The 22,819-nt window shown below is 29.3% G+C and carries 21 protein-coding genes; 15 read left to right on the top strand and 6 right to left on the bottom strand.

What is annotated here, in order from left to right; translation table 11 throughout:
* Positions 1 to 65 precede the first annotated feature (65 nt).
* From U8307_RS06445 to U8307_RS06435, 3 genes are all read right to left on the bottom strand, one after another.
* Complete coding sequence (locus tag U8307_RS06445) at positions 66 to 722, bottom strand: 3-oxoacid CoA-transferase subunit B (protein ID WP_326911230.1); 657 nt, start codon at positions 720 to 722, stop codon at positions 66 to 68.
* A complete protein-coding gene (locus tag U8307_RS06440) occupies positions 722 to 1,375 on the bottom strand; it encodes a CoA transferase subunit A (protein ID WP_326911564.1) in 654 nt (217 codons plus the stop codon). The genes U8307_RS06445 and U8307_RS06440 overlap by 1 nt, the downstream gene beginning before the upstream one ends.
* Before the next feature lie 103 nt (positions 1,376 to 1,478).
* Positions 1,479 to 2,657, bottom strand: a complete 1,179-nt coding sequence (locus U8307_RS06435; protein ID WP_326911228.1) for an acetyl-CoA C-acetyltransferase — start codon at positions 2,655 to 2,657, stop codon at positions 1,479 to 1,481.
* Positions 2,658 to 3,001: 344 nt separating this feature from the next.
* Between U8307_RS06435 and U8307_RS06430 the strand changes: the two genes are divergently transcribed.
* The 7 genes from U8307_RS06430 (at position 3,002) to U8307_RS06400 (ending at position 10,074) form a co-directional block, all read left to right on the top strand.
* A complete protein-coding gene (locus tag U8307_RS06430) occupies positions 3,002 to 4,684 on the top strand; it encodes a sigma-54 interaction domain-containing protein (RefSeq protein WP_326911226.1) in 1,683 nt (560 codons plus the stop codon).
* A gap of 247 nt (positions 4,685 to 4,931) precedes the next feature.
* Positions 4,932 to 5,132: a CLC_0170 family protein gene (locus U8307_RS06425; RefSeq protein WP_326911225.1), complete on the top strand. Its 201-nt coding sequence runs from the start codon at positions 4,932 to 4,934 to the stop codon at positions 5,130 to 5,132.
* A gap of 8 nt (positions 5,133 to 5,140) precedes the next feature.
* Complete coding sequence (locus U8307_RS06420; RefSeq protein ID WP_326911223.1) at positions 5,141 to 6,634, top strand: spore germination protein; 1,494 nt, start codon at positions 5,141 to 5,143, stop codon at positions 6,632 to 6,634.
* Positions 6,635 to 6,640: 6 nt separating this feature from the next.
* Positions 6,641 to 7,729 carry an endospore germination permease gene (locus tag U8307_RS06415; RefSeq protein WP_326911221.1) on the top strand — a complete coding sequence of 363 codons (1,089 nt, stop codon included), beginning with the start codon at positions 6,641 to 6,643 and terminating at the stop codon, positions 7,727 to 7,729.
* 29 nt (positions 7,730 to 7,758) lie between these two features.
* Entirely contained in the window at positions 7,759 to 8,862 is a 1,104-nt protein-coding gene (locus U8307_RS06410; protein ID WP_326911219.1) for a Ger(x)C family spore germination protein, read from the top strand.
* Positions 8,863 to 8,898: 36 nt separating this feature from the next.
* On the top strand, positions 8,899 to 9,612 hold the full coding sequence (spoIIR, locus tag U8307_RS06405; RefSeq protein WP_326911217.1) for a stage II sporulation protein R: 714 nt from the start codon (positions 8,899 to 8,901) through the stop codon (positions 9,610 to 9,612).
* A gap of 102 nt (positions 9,613 to 9,714) precedes the next feature.
* The gene (locus U8307_RS06400; RefSeq protein WP_326911216.1) at positions 9,715 to 10,074 is read left to right on the top strand and encodes a cupin domain-containing protein; all 360 of its coding nucleotides are present in this window, start codon (positions 9,715 to 9,717) and stop codon (positions 10,072 to 10,074) included.
* 47 nt (positions 10,075 to 10,121) lie between these two features.
* On the opposite strand, the gene U8307_RS06395 is transcribed toward U8307_RS06400, so the two are convergent.
* The 3 genes from U8307_RS06395 to murI all read right to left on the bottom strand — a co-directional run bounded on the left by U8307_RS06395 (position 10,122) and on the right by murI (position 12,889).
* Positions 10,122 to 11,528, bottom strand: coding sequence for a sigma-54 interaction domain-containing protein (locus U8307_RS06395; protein ID WP_326911215.1), 1,407 nt, complete (start codon positions 11,526 to 11,528; stop codon positions 10,122 to 10,124).
* A gap of 90 nt (positions 11,529 to 11,618) precedes the next feature.
* Positions 11,619 to 12,038: a DUF1934 domain-containing protein gene (locus U8307_RS06390; protein ID WP_326911214.1), complete on the bottom strand. Its 420-nt coding sequence runs from the start codon at positions 12,036 to 12,038 to the stop codon at positions 11,619 to 11,621.
* A gap of 44 nt (positions 12,039 to 12,082) precedes the next feature.
* Complete coding sequence (murI, locus tag U8307_RS06385; RefSeq protein ID WP_326911212.1) at positions 12,083 to 12,889, bottom strand: glutamate racemase; 807 nt, start codon at positions 12,887 to 12,889, stop codon at positions 12,083 to 12,085.
* 326 nt (positions 12,890 to 13,215) lie between these two features.
* Between murI and U8307_RS06380 the strand changes: the two genes are divergently transcribed.
* From U8307_RS06380 to U8307_RS06345, 8 genes are all read left to right on the top strand, one after another.
* Entirely contained in the window at positions 13,216 to 14,256 is a 1,041-nt protein-coding gene (locus U8307_RS06380) for a zinc-binding dehydrogenase (protein ID WP_326911210.1), read from the top strand.
* Between the two features lie 82 nt (positions 14,257 to 14,338).
* Positions 14,339 to 15,589, top strand: coding sequence for a lysine 2,3-aminomutase (gene ablA / locus U8307_RS06375; RefSeq protein ID WP_326911207.1), 1,251 nt, complete (start codon positions 14,339 to 14,341; stop codon positions 15,587 to 15,589).
* Positions 15,590 to 15,721: 132 nt separating this feature from the next.
* Positions 15,722 to 16,750, top strand: a complete 1,029-nt coding sequence (locus U8307_RS06370) for a hypothetical protein (RefSeq protein WP_326911205.1) — start codon at positions 15,722 to 15,724, stop codon at positions 16,748 to 16,750.
* Positions 16,747 to 18,336 (top strand): MutS-related protein, encoded by a 1,590-nt coding sequence (locus U8307_RS06365; RefSeq protein WP_326911203.1) that lies wholly within the window; start codon positions 16,747 to 16,749, stop codon positions 18,334 to 18,336. Before U8307_RS06370 ends, U8307_RS06365 begins: the two co-directional genes overlap by 4 nt.
* Before the next feature lie 84 nt (positions 18,337 to 18,420).
* Positions 18,421 to 19,977 carry a lysine 5,6-aminomutase subunit alpha gene (locus U8307_RS06360; protein ID WP_326911201.1) on the top strand — a complete coding sequence of 519 codons (1,557 nt, stop codon included), beginning with the start codon at positions 18,421 to 18,423 and terminating at the stop codon, positions 19,975 to 19,977.
* On the top strand, positions 19,977 to 20,735 hold the full coding sequence (locus U8307_RS06355; protein ID WP_326911199.1) for an OAM dimerization domain-containing protein: 759 nt from the start codon (positions 19,977 to 19,979) through the stop codon (positions 20,733 to 20,735). Before U8307_RS06360 ends, U8307_RS06355 begins: the two co-directional genes overlap by 1 nt.
* A gap of 238 nt (positions 20,736 to 20,973) precedes the next feature.
* Positions 20,974 to 22,143 (top strand): sensor histidine kinase, encoded by a 1,170-nt coding sequence (locus U8307_RS06350; RefSeq protein ID WP_326911197.1) that lies wholly within the window; start codon positions 20,974 to 20,976, stop codon positions 22,141 to 22,143.
* Positions 22,136 to 22,783: a response regulator transcription factor gene (locus U8307_RS06345; protein WP_326911195.1), complete on the top strand. Its 648-nt coding sequence runs from the start codon at positions 22,136 to 22,138 to the stop codon at positions 22,781 to 22,783. The genes U8307_RS06350 and U8307_RS06345 overlap by 8 nt, the downstream gene beginning before the upstream one ends.
* The last annotated feature ends 36 nt before the right edge of the window (positions 22,784 to 22,819 follow it).

Here is a 22,819-nt window from a genome sequence, read left to right as displayed (position 1 = left end):
TTGTGATAAATAGGTGAAGAAAAAATTATACAAAAAAAAGGGCTTTTTTTGCCCTTTTATATTTTTTAATCTTCTAAACCAAATCTTTTTAAATTAGGTGATACTATTAGATTAGCTTCTGTAGCAGCTTTTACATCTTCTACAGTAGCTTCTGGTCCTAATTCTTCAAGAACTAATCCTTCTGGAGTAACTTTTATTAGAGCCATTTCAGTAACTATAATGTTAACTTGCTCTTTAGCAGTTAAAGGAAGTCTACATTCTTTTAATATTTTTGGTTTTCCTTTTTGAGTATGTACCATAGCAATAATAACAGTGTTTGCTCCAACAACAAGGTCCATAGCTCCGCCCATTCCTGGAACCATTTTTCCTGGTATTTTCCAGTTTGCTAAGCTTCCTTTTTCATCTACTTCCATAGCGCCAAGAACTGTTGCGTCAACATGTCCTCCACGAATAATTCCAAAAGAAGTAGCACTGTCAAAGAACATTCCTCCAGGTACAATTGATGAAGGCATACCACCAGCATTTACTAAATCCCAATCTTCCTTTCCTTCTGCAGGAGCAGGTCCTAAACCTAAGAATCCATTTTCTGATTGGAAAGTAATATCTATTCCTTCTGGAATGAAGTTTGCTACCATAGTAGGTAATCCAATGCCTAAATTAACTACATCACCGTCATTTAATAATTGAGCTACTCTTTTTGCGATTACTTTTTTTGCATCCATTATTTGTCACCTCCAACAATATAGTCAACAAAGATTCCTGAACACATAACTAGTTCTGGATCTATTTCACCAACTTCAACTATTTTATCAGCTTCAACTATAACAACTTCTGCTGCTGCAGCCATTAATGGATTGAAATTTTTTGTTGTTTTATCGAAAACCATATTACCTTTTTTATCTACAACAGAAGCTTTTAATAATGCAACATCTGCTTTTAATGGAAGTTCAAAGATATATTCTTTTCCATCTATTACTTTTTTCTCTTTTCCATTTTCCGCCTCTGTTCCTATTCCTGTAGGAGTATAGAATCCTCCAAGTCCATTTCCACCACATCTAACTTTTTCTGCAAGAGTTCCTTGTGGAGTTAAAATAACTTCAGTTTCGCCAGAATTCATTTGGTTAGCAGTTTCTGGATTTGTACCTACATGTGATGCAATCATTGTTTTAAATTGCTTGTTAACTACCATTTTACCAACGCCTCTGTCAGGAAAGCCTGTATCATTACAAATAAGAGTTAAGTTTTTAACATTTTTCTTTACAAGTGCATCAATTAAGGATTCAGGTGAACCATTTGCTAAAAAGCCACCAACCATAATTGTCATGTCATCTTGTACTTTTTCAACAGCATTTTCAATAGAAATAATTTTGTTAATCAAGTCATTCATCCTTTCTTAATATAATAATTGATAAATTTATTAAATTATAGACGAAATTATAGAGAAAGGCAACCTTTCTCTATATTTATCTTTAATTTTACTATCTTTGTACTAGTATAGAAGTTCCCATTCCACCACCGATACATAATGTTGCAAGACCTTTTTTAGAATCTCTTTTTTCCATTTCATGTAATAGTGTAACAAGAATTCTTGCTCCGGATGCTCCAATTGGGTGTCCTAATGCTATTGCTCCACCATTTACATTAGTAATATCTTCATTTAAACCTAGTTCTTTAGAAACAGAAATAGCTTGAGAAGCAAAAGCTTCATTAGCTTCAATTAAATCTAAATCAGCAACTGTCCAATTAGCTTTTTTCAAAGCTTTTTTAGTAGCAGGAATAGGTCCTGTACCCATTATACTAGGATCAACACCAGCTGAACCGTAGTTAACTACTTCTGCTATATAATCAATACCAAGTTCTTCTGCTTTTTCTTTACTCATTATAATTAATGCTGCTGCTCCATCATTTATACCAGAAGCATTACCTGCTGTTACAGTTCCATCTTTTTTGAATGCAGGTCTTAATTTCGCCATTTTTTCAACTGTAGATCCATGTCTTGGGAATTCGTCAGTATCTATTATAACTGGGTCACCTTTTCTTTGTGGAATAGGAACTGGTACTATTTCATCAGCAAATCTACCTGATTTTTGTGCTGCTTCAGCTCTATTTTGACTTTGAACTGCTATTCTATCTTGTTCTTCTCTAGATATACCATATTGTTCAGCTACATTTTCTGCTGTAATTCCCATATGATATCCATTAAAGATATCCCACAATCCATCATTAATCATATAGTCAACTATTTTTCCATCGCCCATTCTATGTCCCCATCTTGCTTTAGGAAGTAAGTATGGTGCATTTGACATACTTTCTGTACCACCACAAAGGATAACATCACATTGACCACTTTCAACAAATTGTGCTGCCATACTAACAGCTCTTAATCCAGAACCACATACCATATTAATTGTAAGTGCAGGAGTTTCAATAGGTATACCTGCTCCTAATGTAACTTGTCTAGCTACATTTTGTCCTAATCCAGCTCCTAAAACATTTCCTAAATATACTTCTTCTACCATTGAAGGTTCTATTTTAGCTCTCTTTATTGCTTCCTTAGCTGCTATAACTCCTAAGTCTACGGCTGATAAAGGTGCCAAAGCTCCTCCAAAAGATCCAATTGGTGTTCTTACTGCAGATGCTATTACTGCTGTTTTCATAATCTATTTCCTCCTATATTTTTACTTATATATAAGTATTATAAGCATAAATCATGCCAATATTACAAGGATGCGCTTGAAACATTGATTTTTTAATATAAATTTTTTTTATATGTATAAATATAATAATATATTATTATAAAACTTATAAAATAATATGCAGGATTACATATATTTAGTATAAGTAATTGCAAATTTGCATATGCTATGATATTATAAATTAATAAATTATAATTTAATTAATTTATATAGTCAATTCATGATAACATATTGTTTAAAAATTATCAATATATATTGATAATTTTTAATGTTTAGACAACCTTAATTGTAGAGGGGGATAAAATATGAAGCTTCAACATATATATACTGGATTTGTTATAACAGACAATAAATTTAATGTATTATTTAGTAATGAATATTTTAAGAAACATATATGCAAAAATAAAAAATATTTGAATAAGAAAATTACTATTTATTTTAATAATATTGATGTTGACAAAGATAATTATCTTTATCCTGTAAAGTATATTGATAATACAGAATATTATGTAATACATGAAGAACTTAAGCTTTACAAATATGAATTATATGCTTTTTTCTTTTATGATTTTTCTCTTGATAAAGAACTAGAAAAACAAATTAAAAGATTAAACAGACAGAGATATTTATATAATGAAATGTTTAATAAATTAAATGATGGAATTTATATTACTAATGAAGAAGGTACAACAATTTATGTTAATGACGCTTTTTTAAATTTATCTGGATTAACTAGAGAACAAATTATTGGGAAAACAGTTTATAATCTAAGAAATTTAAATGTTTTGCCAAATTCGTGTTGTGCAAAGGTCATAGAAACAAAGGGTCCAGTATCCACAATTAATAATTACTATAAAGGCCAAAGATGTTTAGTTTCAGGGTCGCCTATTTTTGATGAAAATGGTAAATTATCTAAAACAATTGCAGTAATTCGAGATGTATCAGAATTAGATGTTCTTATGAAAAGTATTACTAAAGAAAAGAATTTTTATATAAAAAATAATGAATATGATTTAAAGACAAAAGAGATAAATAAGGAGCCATTACTAATATTAAATAATGATAAGATGAAAAATATTTATAGTAGGGCTAAAAAAATTGCATCAGTAGATAGCACTATATTAATATTAGGAGAAACAGGTGTTGGCAAAGACTTTATAGCAACTTATATTTATAATATTAGTAATTGTAAAGATGGTAAATTTATTAAAATAAATTGTAGCGCAGTTCCAGAACATCTTTTAGAGTCGGAATTTTTCGGATATGAGGAAGGGGCATTTACAGGAGCTCAAAAAGGTGGTAAAAAAGGCCTTTTCGAAGAAGCAAATGGTGGAATATTGTATTTAGATGAAATAGGTGATATGCCATATACTTTGCAGGTGAAACTTTTAAGTGCCATAAACGACAGGATATTTTATCGTATAGGTGGTACTAAAACAGTAGAATTTAACGCACGAATTATAGCTGCAACTAATGCAGACTTAAAACAATTGGTGGAAGATAAGAAATTCAGGGCTGACTTATATTATAGGTTAAATGTAGTTCGATTTGTAATTCCGCCTCTTAGACTTAGGAAGGAAGACATCATTCCTTTGGCTCATGAATTTTTAGAATATTATAATAATAAATATGGTAAAAACTGTTTTTTTACAACTAGTTGTTTGGAAAGTTTTTTACTATATGAATGGCCAGGAAATATTAGGGAGCTTAAAAATATTATTGAAAGGTTAGTCCTTATGTCAGATGATGCTTTTATAGATGCAAACATGTATAGAGAGCATCTAATGATGAATGAATCAGAAATAGGTATGGAAGATTCTAATATGTTAATGTTTGATAATAAAACATTAAAGGAAAAGATGAATGAATATGAAAGGGAAATAATAGAAAATTCATTAGCTATCTCAAAAAACATGAAAGAAGCTGCTAGTAAATTAGGAATTGATATTTCTACATTAGTTCGAAAAAAACAAAAATACAATTTATAAATTTAGTTATGTATGTAATTATGCAAATAAACTTCGCGATAGGTATGCCTATCGCTTTTTTATTATATAGGAAAGTTCTCCTTTCCTATATAATAAAAAACGAGGATTGCAAAGGACGGAACGTCCTTGCCGTTAAGGGGGGTGCTCAGTAAATAATAAACATATTTTTTAAAAGTAAGTATAAAATACCTCAATTATGTAAATATTACTAATAATGTAACAATATTGTATATAGTTGGAGGCGCATGTGTTTTTAATAAATGATTTAAAAAGAGTTATTAATAATAATATAGTAATTATCTTTTTAATTATTAGTTATATTTTAATATTTAGAACGAGTAAGGAGTTAAAAAGAAATAATTTACACAGGGACTGTAAAATTGTTAAATTTACAGGAATAGTTTATGGATTGCTCGCAATTGCAGCAGCAATAGTAATAAATAGGTAGGTGGTATTATGAATAGTATAAATACAAAAATAGAAAAAGATATAAATAAAAATATTAAAGTATTAAAGGACATATTTAAGAATGCAGATGATATAGTATTTAGAAATTTTGATGGTGGACAAAATCAAAAAATCAAAATGACATTATTATATGTTGATGGTATGACTACAAAGGAAGCAATAAGTGAATATGCAATAGAAAAACTCCTTAATAATTTAGATTTAGCTAAATTAGAACAAAATCCAGAAAAAGAACTGCAAGGAGCTATAGTAAGAACTAGTATTGCTATATCTGAAGTTAAACCATTGCTTACTATAGAAGAATGTGTTGATAAATTACTTTCAGGTGAAACAGTATTGTTTATAGATACTTGCTCAAAGGCTGTTATGTTAGCTTCAAGAGGTTGGCCAATGAGGAGTGTACAAGAACCATCTGCTGAAACGCTTATAAGGGGAGCGAGAGATGGTTTCAATGAAACTATGAAGGTTAACATAACACTCATTCGAAGACGAATAAGGGATCCAAAACTTAAGGTAAAATATACTCAAGTTGGAAAACGGTCAAAAACTGATATAGCGATTTTATATATTGATGATATAGTAAACAAAAAGGTATTAGATGCAGTTGAAAAAAGAATTAATAATATAGAAATAGAAGCAATACTGGAAAGCTCTTATATTGAGGAAATGATAGAGGATGATATATATTCACCATTTCCACAGATAGAAAATACAGAAAGACCTGATGCAGCAGCTTCGGCGTTATTAGAGGGAAGAGTTGTAATTGCTGTAGATAATACTCCTTCTGTTTTAATGGCACCTGCCATATTTGTTTCTTTTATGCAATCTTCAGAAGATTATTATGAAAGATGGCTTCCGGCTTGTATGATTCGTTTAATTAGATATTTGGCATTGCCAATAACATTGCTATTACCAGCATTATATGTAGCAGTTGCTGAATTTCATCCAAACATGTTACCAACAGAATTGGCACTTTATGTTGCTGCCTCAAGGGCTAATGTGCCATTCCCTCCTTATTTTGAAGCATTTATAATGGAGCTAGTTATTGAGCTAGTAAGGGAAGCTTCATTACGTATTACAAGCCCAGTAGGTTCAACAATTGGTCTTGTTGGAGGCTTGGTAATTGGGCAGTCATCTGTTGAAGCAGGTCTTATAACTCCTTTAGCAGTAATTATAGTTGCATTAACAGCGATAGCTTCCTTTGCTATACCAAGCTATAACTTTGGAACGTCATTAAGAATGATGAGATTTGCATTTATAGTTTTAGCAGCTACATTTGGGATTTTTGGCATGTCAATAGGTTTATGTGTATTAATAATACATTTATGTACACTGAAAAGTTTTGGGGTTCCTTATATGACTCCTTTTTCAAGCTTTATTGAAAATAAAAGAGATTTAAAGGATACAATAATTAGACATAGAATGAAAAATTTAGTAAATAAACCTCATTATATGAGAAGTAAGAAAGAGAAAGGGGCATAGTTATAAATGTTCAATCAAGATATTACTCCATATCAGAATACTTCTATTTTAGTACTTGTTTCGTTTATTTTTCAAACTATGATGATGCCTATAATACTTTCAGAGGTTAACGGTCCTGTTGGGTGGATTTCAATAATTATCGGAGCAGTAATTTTATATTTGATGATGAGACCTATAAATCAAGTGTTAAATAAATATAAAGAAGATACTATTATAGGTATTTCAAATAAATTGTTACCTAAATATATATCGAGAATTATTGGGTTATATTATATATTACTATTTTTAATTGCAAATAGCATATTGATGAAGGATTTCGCTGAACAAATAAAGCTATTAATGTTATTTAATACTCCGTTAAGTGCAATAATTATGGTAATATTATTAACTGCTTCCTATGCTGCTAAAAAGGGAATACAATCAATTGCACAAATTGCTCATATAACTATTTTAATAGCATTAATACCATATTTGTTATTAATAATTTTTTCAACTTACTATGCAGATTATACAAATGTTTTTCCTGTTTTTCCAGTAGATGTTGAAGGTGTTGTAAGGGCAATCCCAAATACATTATTTGGGTTTTTAGGTTTTTCTATTCTATTATTTTCTAATAACAGAGTATCAGACAAAGAAAAAAACTTAATGCTTAATAAAAGATTTATAGTTATTAGTATGGTTTTATATATAGCGTGTTATATCTTAATAGTAATTAAATTTGGTATGGAAGAAGCAGTAAAATTAGTTTGGCCATTTTTATCAATTATGAAATATGTTAATATACCAGGTTTCTTCTTTGAAAATACCGAAATAGTAGGTTTGTCATTTCAAATTATAATAACTTTTACTTGTATTTGTGTTCTTGCATATTTTACAAATAAAGCAATGCAAGAAACATTTAAAACTAAAGAAAATGGATATTATATGTATATTCAAATACCTATACTATATATTGTAGCTGCCGTATTACCTGGAATGTATATGCTATATCCATATATTAAGATACCGGCATATATATTAAGTGGTTTAAACATATTATTGCCATTGCTAATAGTATATATGGACAGGAAAAGGCAAATAAAGGCTAAAAATTAAATTGTTACGAAGAATTTAAGGGGTACATAATGAAAAAAATTATAATTTTAATAATAATTACATTAACCACTGTTTTACTTTTAACGGGTTGTTGGGATAGTATAGAAATAAATGATAGAGAGTATTTAATAGCTATTGGAATAGATAAAATAGGAGATACATTAAGATTCACAGCAGAAATACCAAAAATTAATGAAGGTGATGAACAAGAAAGATTAGTATTTAGTGAAGAAAGTGAAAATTTCTCTAATTTTTACAGAAGTAGTTTTTTACGTTCTGATAAGGTAATATCAGATAGATTAATGCAAATAATTGTAATTGGAGAGGAAGCTGCTAAGGACCCTGATACAGTAAAAAAAATATTTGATGAAATTCAGCGTTCTCCTGAAATGAACCGTAGAGTAAAAGTTGCTATAGCTAAGGGTGAAGCAGAAAAAATAATAAATACAGAAATACCTAATAATCCTGTTGTAGGAAGGTTTATGAGTGATATGTTAGTTAAACTTAAAAGGCAGGGTTATCAAGATATATTTACCTTTGATGAGGCTATATTACATTTAGGGCAAGTAGGAAATGTAATGGTTCCTGTTGTAGAACAAAATGAAGATAGTTTAAAAATAAATAGCGCCGCAATTGTTAAAGATTATAAATTAGTTGGTTTTTTAAACAATGAAGAGCTAGAAATAATTATGTTATTATTAGATCCATTATCGTCAAACTTGCAAAATATAAATATAGAAGTTGATAATAAGCCTGTTTCTTTAGGTGCAGTTAATGTGAGTATGACCGATAATATTAAATTAGAAAATGAAAAATTAACAGCAGATTATTATATAACATTATATTGTTATATAGAATCATATATTTTAGGTGATACGAATTTAGGTAATCAAAATTATCTAGCTAAAATTAGACAAGAAGGTATAAAAAATGTATCTGACAATACAACTAAAACTATTGATAAATTACAAGATATATATAAAACAGATTTATTGAGATTAAAAGATAAATTATATAAACATCACCGAAGTGAGTATGAAAAAATATCAGATAAATACGATGATATCTTTGCTGAAGCAAATATTAATGTTCATTATAATATGCAAATAAAAAGTATAGGTTTAGTAAAATAATAAATTAGGGGGACATTCCCGAAATTAGGAGGAAGTATGCAATATTTTAATTACAAAAAGAAAGTGATTTTATCAATATTATTTGTAATATTAGCTATTACTACCGCATATATAGTAGAAGTTTATTCTAGTATGTGCGAAATAAACGACAAAGTTATTAGACTTCATGTAGTTGCAAATTCTAATACTTTTGAAGATCAGCAACTTAAATATAAAATTAGAAATAATATTATAAATTCTTTTAACAAGGAATTTCAAGTGATTTCTACAAAATATGAAAGCGAAAAAATAATTATAGAAAAAATAAGCGATATTAGAAAGAAATCAGAAGAAACAATTAAATTAGAGGGATATAATTATCCAATAAACGTATATTATGGTAATTATAAGTTTCCTCGAAAACAATATGAAGAAATAGTATTACCAGAAGGAAATTATGATGCTGTAAGGATTGAGATTGGAAAAGCTGAAGGTAATAATTGGTGGTGTGTTATGTTTCCTCCTTTATGTTTTGTCGATTTTGGAAGCATTAAAGAAGGTGAGCCAGTATTTGATGTAGATACTGAAAAAAAATTAAATGAAATTCTTACTGAAGAAGAAATTGAGTTAATTAAAACAAAAAGGGGCGTTGAGGATATAAAACTTAAATCTAAAATATTTGAATTTATCGAAAAAGGAAGAGTAGAAAATAGTGGAGTAAATTACAGTAAAGAAATAAACATATTTGCAGAATCACTTTCAGATAAATAAATAGCAAATTATTTTAATACCTTTAGATAAATTAGTTCACTTGACAAAAATATAGTAAGTAATTACAATATAAAAAACTATAAAAGATAGAGGTGTATTGATATGATAAAAAAGGCAAAGGAATTAAGAATAAAAGAAGAACACAACCTAAAAGGTGGAAGAGATACAGTAAAAGTTATTAATTTTTTAGAAGAAAAGGATAGTAATGGAGTTGGAAGGCTTTTTGGAGTAAGTACAATTCCTGTTGGAGGTTCCATAGGTTATCACGAGCATAAGGGTGATAATGAGACTTATTATATTTTAAAGGGAACTGCTAAAGTTTGTGATAACGGGAAAGATGAAATTTTAGGACCTGGCGACTGTATGGTATGTTTTGATGGTAATTTTCACGGAATAGAAAATATTGGTGATTGCGATTTGGAATTTGTATCTTTAATTTTATATACAGAACAGCATAAATAACAGATTTAAGTCCGGACTTTTTTCAATTAGGTTCGGACTTAGATTTTTTATTTAAAAGGTATATCTAATTTTTTTATTTTATATTGTAAAGTTTGACGTGGAACATTTATTATTTTTGCAGCTTTTGATATATTATAATCTGTCTGTTCTAAGGCTGATGTAATTATTTCCTTCTCTACTTTTTCTACAGCAGTATTTAGTGGTTGAATAACATTTGTATCTAAAGTAAAATTTTTAGTAGGGTGAAAATTTTTAAACTGAAATGGCAAATGTTCTTCTCTAATTATGTCACCATCATAAAGACTAATTGCACTTTCAATTGCATGTTCGAGTTCCCTTACATTACCAGGCCAACTATAATCCATAAAAATATCTAAAACCTCTTTAGATACGCCGTTAAAGAATTTTTTACATTTATCATTATACTTTTTTATAAAATAATCTATTAAAATTGAAATATCTTCTTTTCGTTTTGATAAATCTGGGATTATTAAAGTAATTACATTTAGTCTATAAAATAAATCTTGCCTTAGTTGTTTACTTTCTATAACTTCATTTAAATCTATATTAATAGCTGATATAATTCTTACATCAACATCAATAGTATTACTTGACCCAACCCTTCTTATACGTCCATCTTGTAAAACTCTTAATAACTTAGCTTGAAGTTCTAGAGGCATAGAGTTAATTTCATCTAAAAACAATGTCCCATTATTTGCAAGTTCAAATAATCCAGGTCTATTTTCAGCACCAGTAAAACTCCCTTTAACTGAACCAAACAAAATGCTTTCCAATAAGTTAGAAGGTAAAGCTGCACAGTTTTGAGCAATAAAGGGTTTATTTTTTCTATTGCTAGAATTATGTATAGATTGTACAAATAGCTCCTTACCTGTACCTGTATTTCCACAGACCATGACAGGAGAATCTGACATGGCAGCCTTCAATCCTAGAGTCTTAAGCTTAAGCATTTCCTTACTTTGACCAATTATATCAATAAAAGTATAATGTGCTTTAGGCTTTTTTATTTTTTCTACACTTGTATTATTAGTTTCATATAGTTCCCTCTGAAGGTTAATAATTTTTTCAGATAAAACCCTTACTTCAGTAATATTACGAGATACTTCCATTGCACCAACTATTTTATTGTTATATATAATAGGAAGTGTTGAATTAATTGTAGAAATTTTATCACCTTTATAGTTGATAAAATTTTGTTCAATATTAAAAATTGGATTACCTGTATTTAATACTTTTATCAATGTACTTGTATCAAAAGTAAGTGATGGGTAAACTTCTAATATATGCCTGCCAATTGCTTTGTCTACATCTATTTCATCTAAACGTTTAGCTGCAGCATTGTAATATACAATTTTTCCGCTTCTGTCAACAATATGTATTCCGTCATTAATTAGATCAATCGCCTGAATTAAACAATCAAAATATTTTCTTTCCATACTGCTCCTTTCATATGCCGAAAATTATGCATAGAATGCCGAAAATTAGGCTACAATGTTCGTATTTATATATTTTTCATAAAAGTATGTTTATAAAATATCAATCTTTAATTTATTATAATTTTTACTTGATTTACCAAAAACCATTTTATACTCTACATAAACACTACCTTTTCCTTTGTTATTCAGATTATATTCATAACATAGTGTGCTAAAATTTAAGTCAAAAGTTCCATAGGGCGTAGAATAAATGTTTTGAAAGTTCTTCCCTTTTTCAAATTCCATTTTAGAAGAAAAAGTTCCGATTTTTGTCATAAGCATTTTATCTTTATATATTTTTAGTCTAGTTTTACTTTCTTTAGTTTCAGTAATATCACTTTCATCATAATCTATTATAAAGCATTCATCTGTTTTATCAATCTTAGCTTCTGTAACAAGCTCTATAGTATCTTCATTACCAGCATCATCAATTGTTTGAATCGTAACTATTTTAATTTTAACATTTTCCAAGTTGTTTCACATCCTTATTGTTGTGTTTTATCTAAAAGAGTTTACTAAAGATTATCTATAGCTATTTCATATAAATTATCTATTTCTTTTTTTAAAAAATTACCTCCAATTCTCCTAAACCGTTCAGGTGCATCGCTTGTATAATACTCATAGTTAGGTATTTCATAGTTTTCATTGAGTATATTTTCATCTGTTAGGAGTTTTCTTAAATCTCGAGCAGTTTCAAAGGCTGGATTTACAAGTTTAACATTTGGTCCCACAACTTTTTTAATTGTGTATCTCAATATTGGATAATGAGTACATCCTAATACTAATGAATCTACATCATGTTCAATTAATTCCGTAAGATATTTTTCAGCTGTTAATTCTGCTACAGTTGAATATTCCCAACCTTCCTCAATTATTGGAACAAAAAGTGGACAAGGTATACCGATAACTTCAGAATCATGTTTATACTCCATGATTTTTGATTGGTAAGCATTACTGTTAATAGTAGCTATAGTACCAATTACGCCAATACGACCATTTTTTGTTGCAGAAGCAGCACTTCTAGAACCAGGCTCGATTACTCCAATAACGGGTAAATCAAAATTGTTTTGAAGGTGTTCAAGAGCAATTGAACTAGCAGTGTTACATGCAATAACTATTGTTTTTACGTCCTTGCTTTTCAAGAAAGAAGCACATTGAAATGCATATTTCTTTATTGTTTGAACTGATTTTGATCCATATGGTATTCTAGCTGTATCACCAAAATATATAAGATTTTCATAGGGAAGTTGCTCTATAATTTCTCTCATTACAGTAAGTCCGCCAACGCCAGAATCAAAAATTCCAATAGGTCTATTATCCATTTTATTATCCTTTTCTATTAAAATATAATACTATTATTTCATATATTATATGAAAAATCAATAAATAAGTTGAATGATAAATATAATTAAATGTAATACTATTTATAACTGATGAATTAGCATAAAAACTAATACATGATTAATTTTCGGCACTTAAAAAAAACATATAAAAGAAATACATATTTTTATGTTGAAAATTAGCTAAATATTTTTTTTGCCAACTAATTAAAAAGTTGGCACAATACTTGCAACTTAGTTTTATGAATAAACCCATATTCAACCCAACCAAAAATTAATTAAAAAGAAAGTAAATTTTAGGAGGTACTATGATTAAAAAAGGAAACCCATATGGAACTCATCGTGTTATTGAACCAAAAGGTGTTTTACCACAACCAGCAACAAAAATTGACAACTCTATGGAAATATATGACAACGAAATACGAATTAATGTACAAACATTAAATGTTGATTCAGCTAGTTTTACACAGATTAAAGATCAAGCTGGTGGAGATGAAGGAAAAATTAAAGTTATAATGAAGGGAATAGTTGCTGATAGAGGTAAACATCAAAACCCTGTAACTGGATCAGGTGGAATGCTTATAGGAACTGTTGAAGAAATAGGACCTGCATTAGAAGGTAAAACTGATTTAAAAGTTGGAGATAAAATAGCAACATTAGTTTCATTATCTTTAACTCCATTAGTTATTGAAGAAATTACTGCAGTAAGAAAAGATATAGACCAAGTTGATATTAAAGGTAAAGCTATATTATTTGAAAGTGGTATTTATGCAAAATTACCAGATGATATACCAGAAAACCTTGCATTATCTGTTCTAGATGTAGCAGGAGCTCCAGCTCAAACAGTTAAACTTGTTAAAGAAGGAGACACTGTTTTAGTATTAGGCGGTGCAGGAAAATCAGGTATATTGTGTCTATATGAAGCAAAGAAATTAGCTGGTCCTAATGGAAAAGTTATATGCTGGGCTCATAGAGAAGTATCACTTGAAAAAGTAAAAAAATTAGGTATAGCTGATGTATGTATATCAGGAGATGCAACAAATGCTATGGAAGTTTATGATAAAGTAATGGAAGCTACAGATGGTAAACTATGTGATTTAGTTATTAGCTGTGTATCTAGACCTAATTGTGAAATGTCATCTATACTTGCAACTAAGGATGAAGGAACAGTATACTTCTTCAGCATGGCAACAAGCTTTACTAAAGCAGCATTAGGTGCTGAAGGTGTTGGAAAAGACATAAATATGATTATAGGTAATGGATATACTAAAGGACATGCAGATACATCTCTTCAAATAATGAGAGAAAGTAAGGAAATGAGAGATTTATACACTAAATTGTACGCTTAATTTAAGATAAAATACTAATTAAGATTATTTGAACTTAATTAGTATTTTGCCTATTTATAAATAAAATTATGGAGGTATTAAAATGACTTACTACAATGAGATTGAATTATGGAAAGATGTAAAACCTGAGCAATGGAATGACTGGAAATGGCAAGTTGAAAACAGATTAGACTCCGTAGAAAAATTAAAAAAGGTAATTAATTTTACTAAAAAAGAAGAAGAAGATATTGCAAAAGTATTGGAAAAATTCAGAATGGGTATCACACCATATTATGCAGCTCACATGGATAAAGATGATCCAAGAGATCCAATTAGAATGCAAGCAGTTCCAACATTCGTCGAAACTCATGTAAGTTCAGCTGATATGTTAGACCCATTGCATGAAGACACAGATTCACCGGCACCTGGTTTAACTCATAGATATCCAGACAGAGTATTATTTTTAATAACTGATCAATGTTCTATGTACTGTAGACACTGTACTAGAAGAAGATTTGCTGGACAATGTGACGACGAAGTTTCAATGGAAAATATAGATAAATGTATAGAATATATAAGAAATACTCCAGTAGTAAGAGATGTTTTATTATCAGGAGGAGATTGTTTATTAGTTTCTGATGAAAAGTTAGAATATATATTTAAGAAATTAAGAGAAATACCACATGTTGAAATAATTCGTCTTGGATCAAGAACACCTGTTGTTTTGCCACAAAGAATCACTGATGATTTAGTAAATATGCTTAAAAAATATCATCCAGTTTGGTTAAATACTCATTTTAATCATCCAAATGAGTTTACAGAAGAATCAATGGAAGCTTTAAGAAAACTTGCTGATGCAGGTATACCTTTAGGAAATCAATCAGTATTGTTAAGAGGAGTAAATGATTGCCCTCATATTATGAGAGATTTAGTTCATAAATTAGTTATGAACAGAGTAAGACCATACTATATTTATCAATGTGACCTTTCTTTAGGTATTGAGCATTTTAGAACACCTGTTGCAAAAGGTATTGAAATAATTGAAAGTTTAAGAGGTCATACATCAGGATATGCAGTACCAACATTTGTTGTCGATGCTCCTGGTGGTGGCGGTAAAATACCTGTAATGCCAAACTATGTATTATCACAATCAGCTGATAAAGTTATTTTAAGAAACTATGAAGGCGTTATAACAACATATACTGAGCCACATTTACCAGAATTAGAATGTACATGTGATGTATGTCAAGGTAAAAAAGAGGATCCTTTAACAGGAGTTGCTGGATTACTTCAAGGTGATGAATTAGCTCTTGAACCAACAAAATTAGCAAGAAGAGACAGAACTAAACATTAATAAAAAACAATGGAGATCCTTCACTGCGTTCAGAATGACAAGGTAAGAGCATATTCGGTTTCGTAGTATGTCTAATACGTTATAATTCTGAGGCGCAGATGTAGAATCTCTATTGATGAAAAAGGGGATTTTATGAGACTAATTGAAATTATCAAACAAGAAAATTACAAAACCATATCAATTATTGGATTAGCAAAAAATGCAGGCAAGACTGTTACTCTCAATTATCTCATAGAAGAAGCAAAAAATAATAATATAATTATAGGCATAACATCTACAGGTAGAGATGGAGAAAACTTAGATCTTGTAACAGATACACAAAAGCCATCAATCCTTGTAACGGAAGGTATGTTCATAGCAACCGCAAAAAAAGCCTTAATGCTATCAGACGCTAAGGTTGAAATATTAGAAACAACAGGTATTAATACTCCTATGGGAGAAGTCATAATTGTTAAAGTTAGACAGAGAGGCAATATGCAGATTGCAGGACCTGTCAGTGCTATAGATATGAAATATATTAGCAGAAAACTTAAATATTATGGCGCAGAAGTTGTGTTTATAGACGGTGCTATTGACAGAAAGGCTGTATCTTCACCAGTTATTACAGATGCATGTGTTATTTCAACAGGTGCTGTATTGAGTAGAGATATGAAAAAGGTAATTGAAAAGACAGCTCATACAGTTGGATGTTATACGTTAAAGCAGGTAGATGAAAATGTAAAGAAACTTATATCTATAAAAAACAAATCTTGTATTATTCAGAATACAGGAGATGTGATTCTACCTGATATAGAAACTAGCATTACTGGTGGCAAAAAAATCAGTGAACTTATCGATAAAAATACAACTCATGTTTTTATTAAAGGAGCTGTTACCTCAATTTTGTTAAGGGATTTATGCCAAAATGAATTTTTAAAAAACTTTGAAGTAGTAATTGAAGATGGTACAAAGGTATTTGTTGATATTAATATATGGAATGAACTGAAACGAAAAGGATTGAAAGTTGCTACATTTAATACTATTAAAGTAATAGCAGTATCATTGAATCCAGTTTCTCCATCAGGATACTTTTTTGACAGTGAGGATTTTAAAAATAAAATAAAACATTTCATTCCAAATATTAAAATAGTTGATGTGGTGTCAGGCGGTGATTTAAATTGAAAATTTTCATGACAGATAATACGAAAAAAAATATAAATTTTGATTATATATTTAATGAAGTAAGACCAATAACGGAATATGGCATTAAGTCTAAGCTAGAAGCTAAACCATTTAAAAAGGGTCAAGAGGCGGACCTAAAACAAGAATTCAATAAAATTAGGGCATTTATTGAAACAAGCAAAAGGCGAAATGTTATAGATATTCTCAGACATACTAAAAATATAATCGAAACTATAGAACGGGCTAAAAATAATCAAGTATTAGATGAAGTTGAATTATTTGAAGTTAAAAACTTTCTAATACAAGTAGAAAAAATGGAGAGAATTTTAAGGGGCATTTTATCCATAGAAGATTTAAAATTAACGCTTTTGCCACATCTATTTGAATTATTAGATCCAGCAAATGAAAAAATGAATACTTATTATATTTATGATGAATATTCAGATAAATTAAGGATTATACGTAAAGATAAAAAAGAAACAGATAAGAAAATTAGAATATTAAAAAAACAAATAAAAGAAGAAATAGAAAAAAAGTATAACGTTAAACTTAATTTAAAAAATGAAGTAATTGTAAATAAATCACAGAAAGATAAAATAGAAGCATTAAATGCAGAACAAAATCTTAGAATATCAGGTGAAAATTATTTAAACATTATATATATAATTAAAAACAATAAAGAAATAGATGAATTAGAGCATAAATTGGATGTATTGTCAATAGATGAAGAAAATGAAGAATATAAAATTCGACAAAATATTTCCAAGGAAATAAAAAGTTCCTATGATGTATTTATAAGAAATATGCATATCATAGGAAGGGTTGATTATATTATTGCTAAAGCGAATTATGGGCAAAAAACAAAATCAGTTGAACCAGAAATAACATCTGACCTTGAAATAATAATAAAAGGTGGTAGAAACCTCAAATTAGAAAAAACATTAAAAGAAAAACACAATGAATATATCCCAGTAGATTTGAACATAAATAAAAAAGTTATTTGTATAACTGGAGCAAATATGGGGGGCAAAACCGTAAGTCTTAGAATGATTGGACAAATTGTAGCAGCTGCAAGTTACGGTATGTTAGTTCCTTGTGAATATGCAAAAATATGTTTATTCGACCATATAAGTATATCAGTGGGAGATGATCAGTCTATTGAAAAGGGATTAAGTACCTTTGGGGCAGAAATAGTAAATTTAAAAGAAGCGTTAGATTATTCTGATGAAAGATCTTTAATTTTAATTGATGAACTTGCTGGAGGTACAAATCCAAAGGAAGGTTATGCCATTACAAAGGCTGTAATAAATTTTTTGAAAAGCAAAGATTGTATAACAGTACTTACAACGCATTATGATAATGTTGCTAATGATAGTGATATACAAAATTTACAGGTTGCAGGTTTAAAACTTCCTGAAGATACTGGAATGATAACAATTAACAATATTGATCAAATATCAAAGTATATGGATTATAGATTAATCGAAGTACAATATCAAAACTTCATACCAAAGGATGCTTTGAGAATAGCAAAAATGGCAGGAATATACGATAAAATTATAGAAGATGCAGAAAAGTATATTTGAATAATAGGTAATGCAGAATTGAAGTGGTAAGTGATTATAACTTTAAATATATTGAAGAATCTTAAAGAAAAAAAGGAGGTAATTATGGAAAGTAAATTAAATCTTAACTCCCAGCTAATTGATAGTGCACGTTCATCAGCCAATAATATAGCAGAAAATGTTCAAGAATTTATTGATGTACACACAACTGTAACTGTTGAAAGAACTGTTGCAAGATTAATGGGAGTAGATGGTGTTGATGAAATTGAAAAACCCCTTCCAAATGTATTAATTGACAATATTAAAGAAGGTGGCGGATTAGGAAAAGGTGCAGCATTTTGGATTGGAAATGCAATGGTACAAACAGGAAATACCCCTCAAGAAGTTGCAGAAAAAGTCAGCTCAGGGGAAATTGATATAACAAAGTTACCAATTGCTGACGAGAAAAAAATCATGGATGCTGTTTATTCAATAGCTCAACAAATGGTAGAAAGAATTAAAAATAATAGAGAAAAAAGAGACAACTATCTTAATACCATTGGAGAAGGTAATAAGCCATATTTATATGTAATTGTAGCAACAGGAAATATTTATGAAGATGTAATTCAAGCTCAAGCAGCTGCAAGACAAGGAGCTGATATAATAGCGGTTATTAGAACAACTGCTCAAAGTTTACTTGACTATGTACCATATGGACCTACAACTGAAGGGTTTGGTGGTACTTTTGCAACTCAAGAAAACTTTAGAATTATGAGAAAGGCTCTTGATGAGGTTGGAGAAGAAGTAGGAAGATACATTAGACTTTGTAATTATTGTTCTGGATTATGTATGCCAGAAATAGCAGCAATGGGAGCTCTTGAAAGACTTGATGTAATGCTTAATGATGCTCTTTACGGTATATTATTTAGAGATATTAATATGCAGAGAACATTAGTTGATCAATATTTCTCAAGAATAATTAATGGCTATGCTGGAATTATAATAAATACTGGTGAAGACAATTATTTAACTACTGCTGATGCAGTAGAGGAAGCTCACACAGTTTTGGCTTCTCAGTTTATAAATGAACAATTTGCGTTAAAAGCTGGAATTCCAGAAGAGCAAATGGGATTAGGGCATGCTTTTGAAATGAACCCAACATTAGAAAATGGATTTTTATTAGAACTTGCACAAGCTCAAATGGCAAGAGAAATATTCCCTAATGCTCCTTTGAAATATATGCCACCTACTAAATTTATGACAGGTAATATATTTAGAGGTCATTTACAAGATGCTATGTTTAACTTTATATCAATATGGACGCATCAGGGATTACAACTATTAGGAATGCCAACAGAAGCAATACACACTCCTCATCTTCAAGATAGAATGTTGTCTATTGAAAATGCTCAATATATATTCAATAATGCGAAAAATATTGGAGATGAAGTTGAATTTAAGAAAGATGGAATTATTCAGTCAAGGGCGCAAGAAGTACTTTCTAAAGCCGAAGAACTTCTTAAAGATATAGATTCGGAAGGAATTTTTGATACTATTGAAAAAGGTAAATTTGGCGGAGTTAAGAGAAGCTTTACTGGAGGAAAAGGCCTTGATGGTGTAATTAAAAAAGATGAAGACTACTTCAACCCATTTATTGAATTAATGTTGGGAGGTGCAAAGTAATGTCAGATATGCAAAAAGTAGATTTAACAAAAGTTAAACCCTATGGTGATACGTTAAATGACGGAATGATACAAATGAGCTTTACTTTACCAGTACCTTATGGTGATGAAGCTAGTGAAGCAGCTAGACAACTTGCTATAAAAATGGGATTTGAAAATCCAGCAGTTGTTTATTCAAAAGACTTAGGTGTAGGATACACTTACTTTGTAATGTATGGTAAATGTACTCATACAGTTGATTATACATCAATTGAAGTTCCTAAAGTTGATATGGAATTTATGGATATGCATGGAGTAGAAGATTTTATAGAAGAAAAGATTAAAAGAGATGTCGTTATTGTTGGAGCATGTACGGGTACAGATGCACATACGGTTGGTATTGATGCTATTATGAATATGAAGGGGTTCGACGGTAATTACGGGCTAGAAAGATATAAAGGTATTGAAGCCATTAATATGGGGAGCCAAGTTGCAAATGAAGAATTAATAGCAAAAGCAATAGAAGTAAAAGCAGATGCTATTTTAGTATCACAAGTAGTAACACAAAAAGATGTTCATATAGCTAATTTAACTCAATTAGTTGAAATGATGGAAGCAGAAGGATTAAGAGACAAAATTATTTTAATATGTGGCGGTCCTCGTTTATCTCATGAACTTGCACAAGAACTTGGTTATGATGCAGGATTTGGAACAGGCAGCTATGCAAACCACGTAGCAACTTTCGTAGTAGAAGAAGTAGTAAATCGAAAATTAGTTTAAAAACAATTGTTGAGCAAAGATAAAGCTAATAGACGAGCAATGTTAAGCAGTTGTTATTTAAAAAAGAGGGTTACCCTCTTTTTTTTATTATATAGGAAAGTTCTCCTTTCCGATATAATCTCTTTTTATTGTCATTCTGAACGAAGTTAAGAATTTTTATCCGACAAATGTACAATAAATATGTTTTTTAAATTACATAAATATGGTAGAATATATAAAAAACTCTTAGGGGTAGTTTATGATAAAAGATAAAAGACTTTTGTATCTATTAAAATTAGTTGTATCACTGTTTTTATTCTTAGGAGCGCTATATTTTGAAAATCCACAGCAAATAAGATTATATATACTTGTTGTTGTGTTCTTATTTTACTTAACTACAGGATTTGTAAAAGCTTCTTTTAAAAAAGAAAAGAAGCTATATATTATTTTTTTTATTCTTGATGTAGCATTTATTTATATTATGGAATACAATTCTAGACTACTTATAAATTACTTCTTTCATTCCTTTTATATTATAATACTTTTAGAAGCATCTCTTACATTGGGATTCAGAAATGGAATATTAATTGGGTTATTTACTCTTTTTGTCTCAATGATAAAATATGTATATCTTATTTATTATAAATTAAACTATTCTAACGTTTCTCAATTATCTTTTTTTTTGATGATAAATATATTAATAATTGTTGTTACAGGTTTTGCACAACATAATAAGGAAGAAAAAGAAAAGAAGGACATATTATATAAGGAACTTTTAGATGTTAACAGACAATTAAAGCTTTACACACAAGAAATAAAAAGACTATCAATTGTAGAAGAAAGGAATAGAATTGCTAGGGATATACACGATACATTAGGTCATAAAATGACAGCTTTAATAATGCAACTTCAAATGGCTGAACACCTTATTAAAAATGACTCTAATCAAGCTGAAAAACTTATAGCAGATGCAGTTGAAACTGGGAGAGATACTATGATAGGTATAAGGGAAGTTGTGGAAACACTAAGGATAAAAGATAATGCTAATCTTTCGTGTGAAGAAATAAAAAATCTTATAAACGAATTTTCAGAAAAGACTGGTATTGATATTGAACTTCAAATTGAAAATGAGCAGATAATAAAAAATTCTAATGTAAATTATATAATATATAGAATATTACAAGAAACTATAACTAATGCAGTAAGACATGGAAAAGCAACAAAAATAAATATTAATCTTAATTATTCATTTAAATCTATAAGTTTTTTCATAAAGGATAATGGAGTAGGAGCAGAGAACATAACTGAAGGATATGGAATTAAGGGTATTAGAGAAAGAGTGGAGTTATATAGTGGTAACGTTGAATTTGGAAGTGATGATGGATTTTCCATAAAAGGTATTCTATATTTGGAGGGAAATAATGATTAAAGTACTTTTAGTTGACGACCAGGATATTTTAATAGAGGGACTTAAACTTATATTAGGCAAGGAAAAAGATATAGAAATTTGCTGTACTGCAAATAATGGCAAGAAAGCCTATGAAAAATGTAAATTTAATAATCCTGACGTTATATTAATGGATATAAAAATGCCAGAGCTTAACGGAGCAGAAGCTACAGGAATTATTAAGAATGACTTCCCAAATGTTAAAATTATAGTACTTACCACCTTTAATGATGATGAATATATATATGAAGCTCTTAAAAATGGAGCATCTGGGTATTTATTAAAAGATGCAACAACTACTGAAATTGCAGAGGCAATACGTACAGTTTATAATGGTGGAGCCCTTATACAATCAGAAATTGCTGTAAAAGTTTTAGATAAATTTTCTCAAATGGCAAAGGGTAATTATGAGAATAAACGTGACCCAAAGACAGAGCTTTTAACTGAAAGGGAAATTGAAATATGTAGACTTATTGCAGAAGGAAAAAATAATAAAGAAATAGCTGATGATTTATATTTAAGTCAAGGTACAGTAAAAAATCATATAACAAGAATTCTTATAAAGTTAGATTTAAGAGACAGAACTCAACTAGCAGTATTTACGATAAAAAATGATTTATAATATTTTAACAATATAATATATTATTTTGTTTTGTGC

Origin of the sequence: Sedimentibacter sp. MB31-C6 (assembly GCF_035934735.1) — a bacterium.
GTDB lineage: Bacteria > Bacillota > Clostridia > Tissierellales > Sedimentibacteraceae > Sedimentibacter.
Note: the sequence above shows the minus strand (reverse complement) of the source record. Positions and strands in the feature narration are given on the sequence as shown.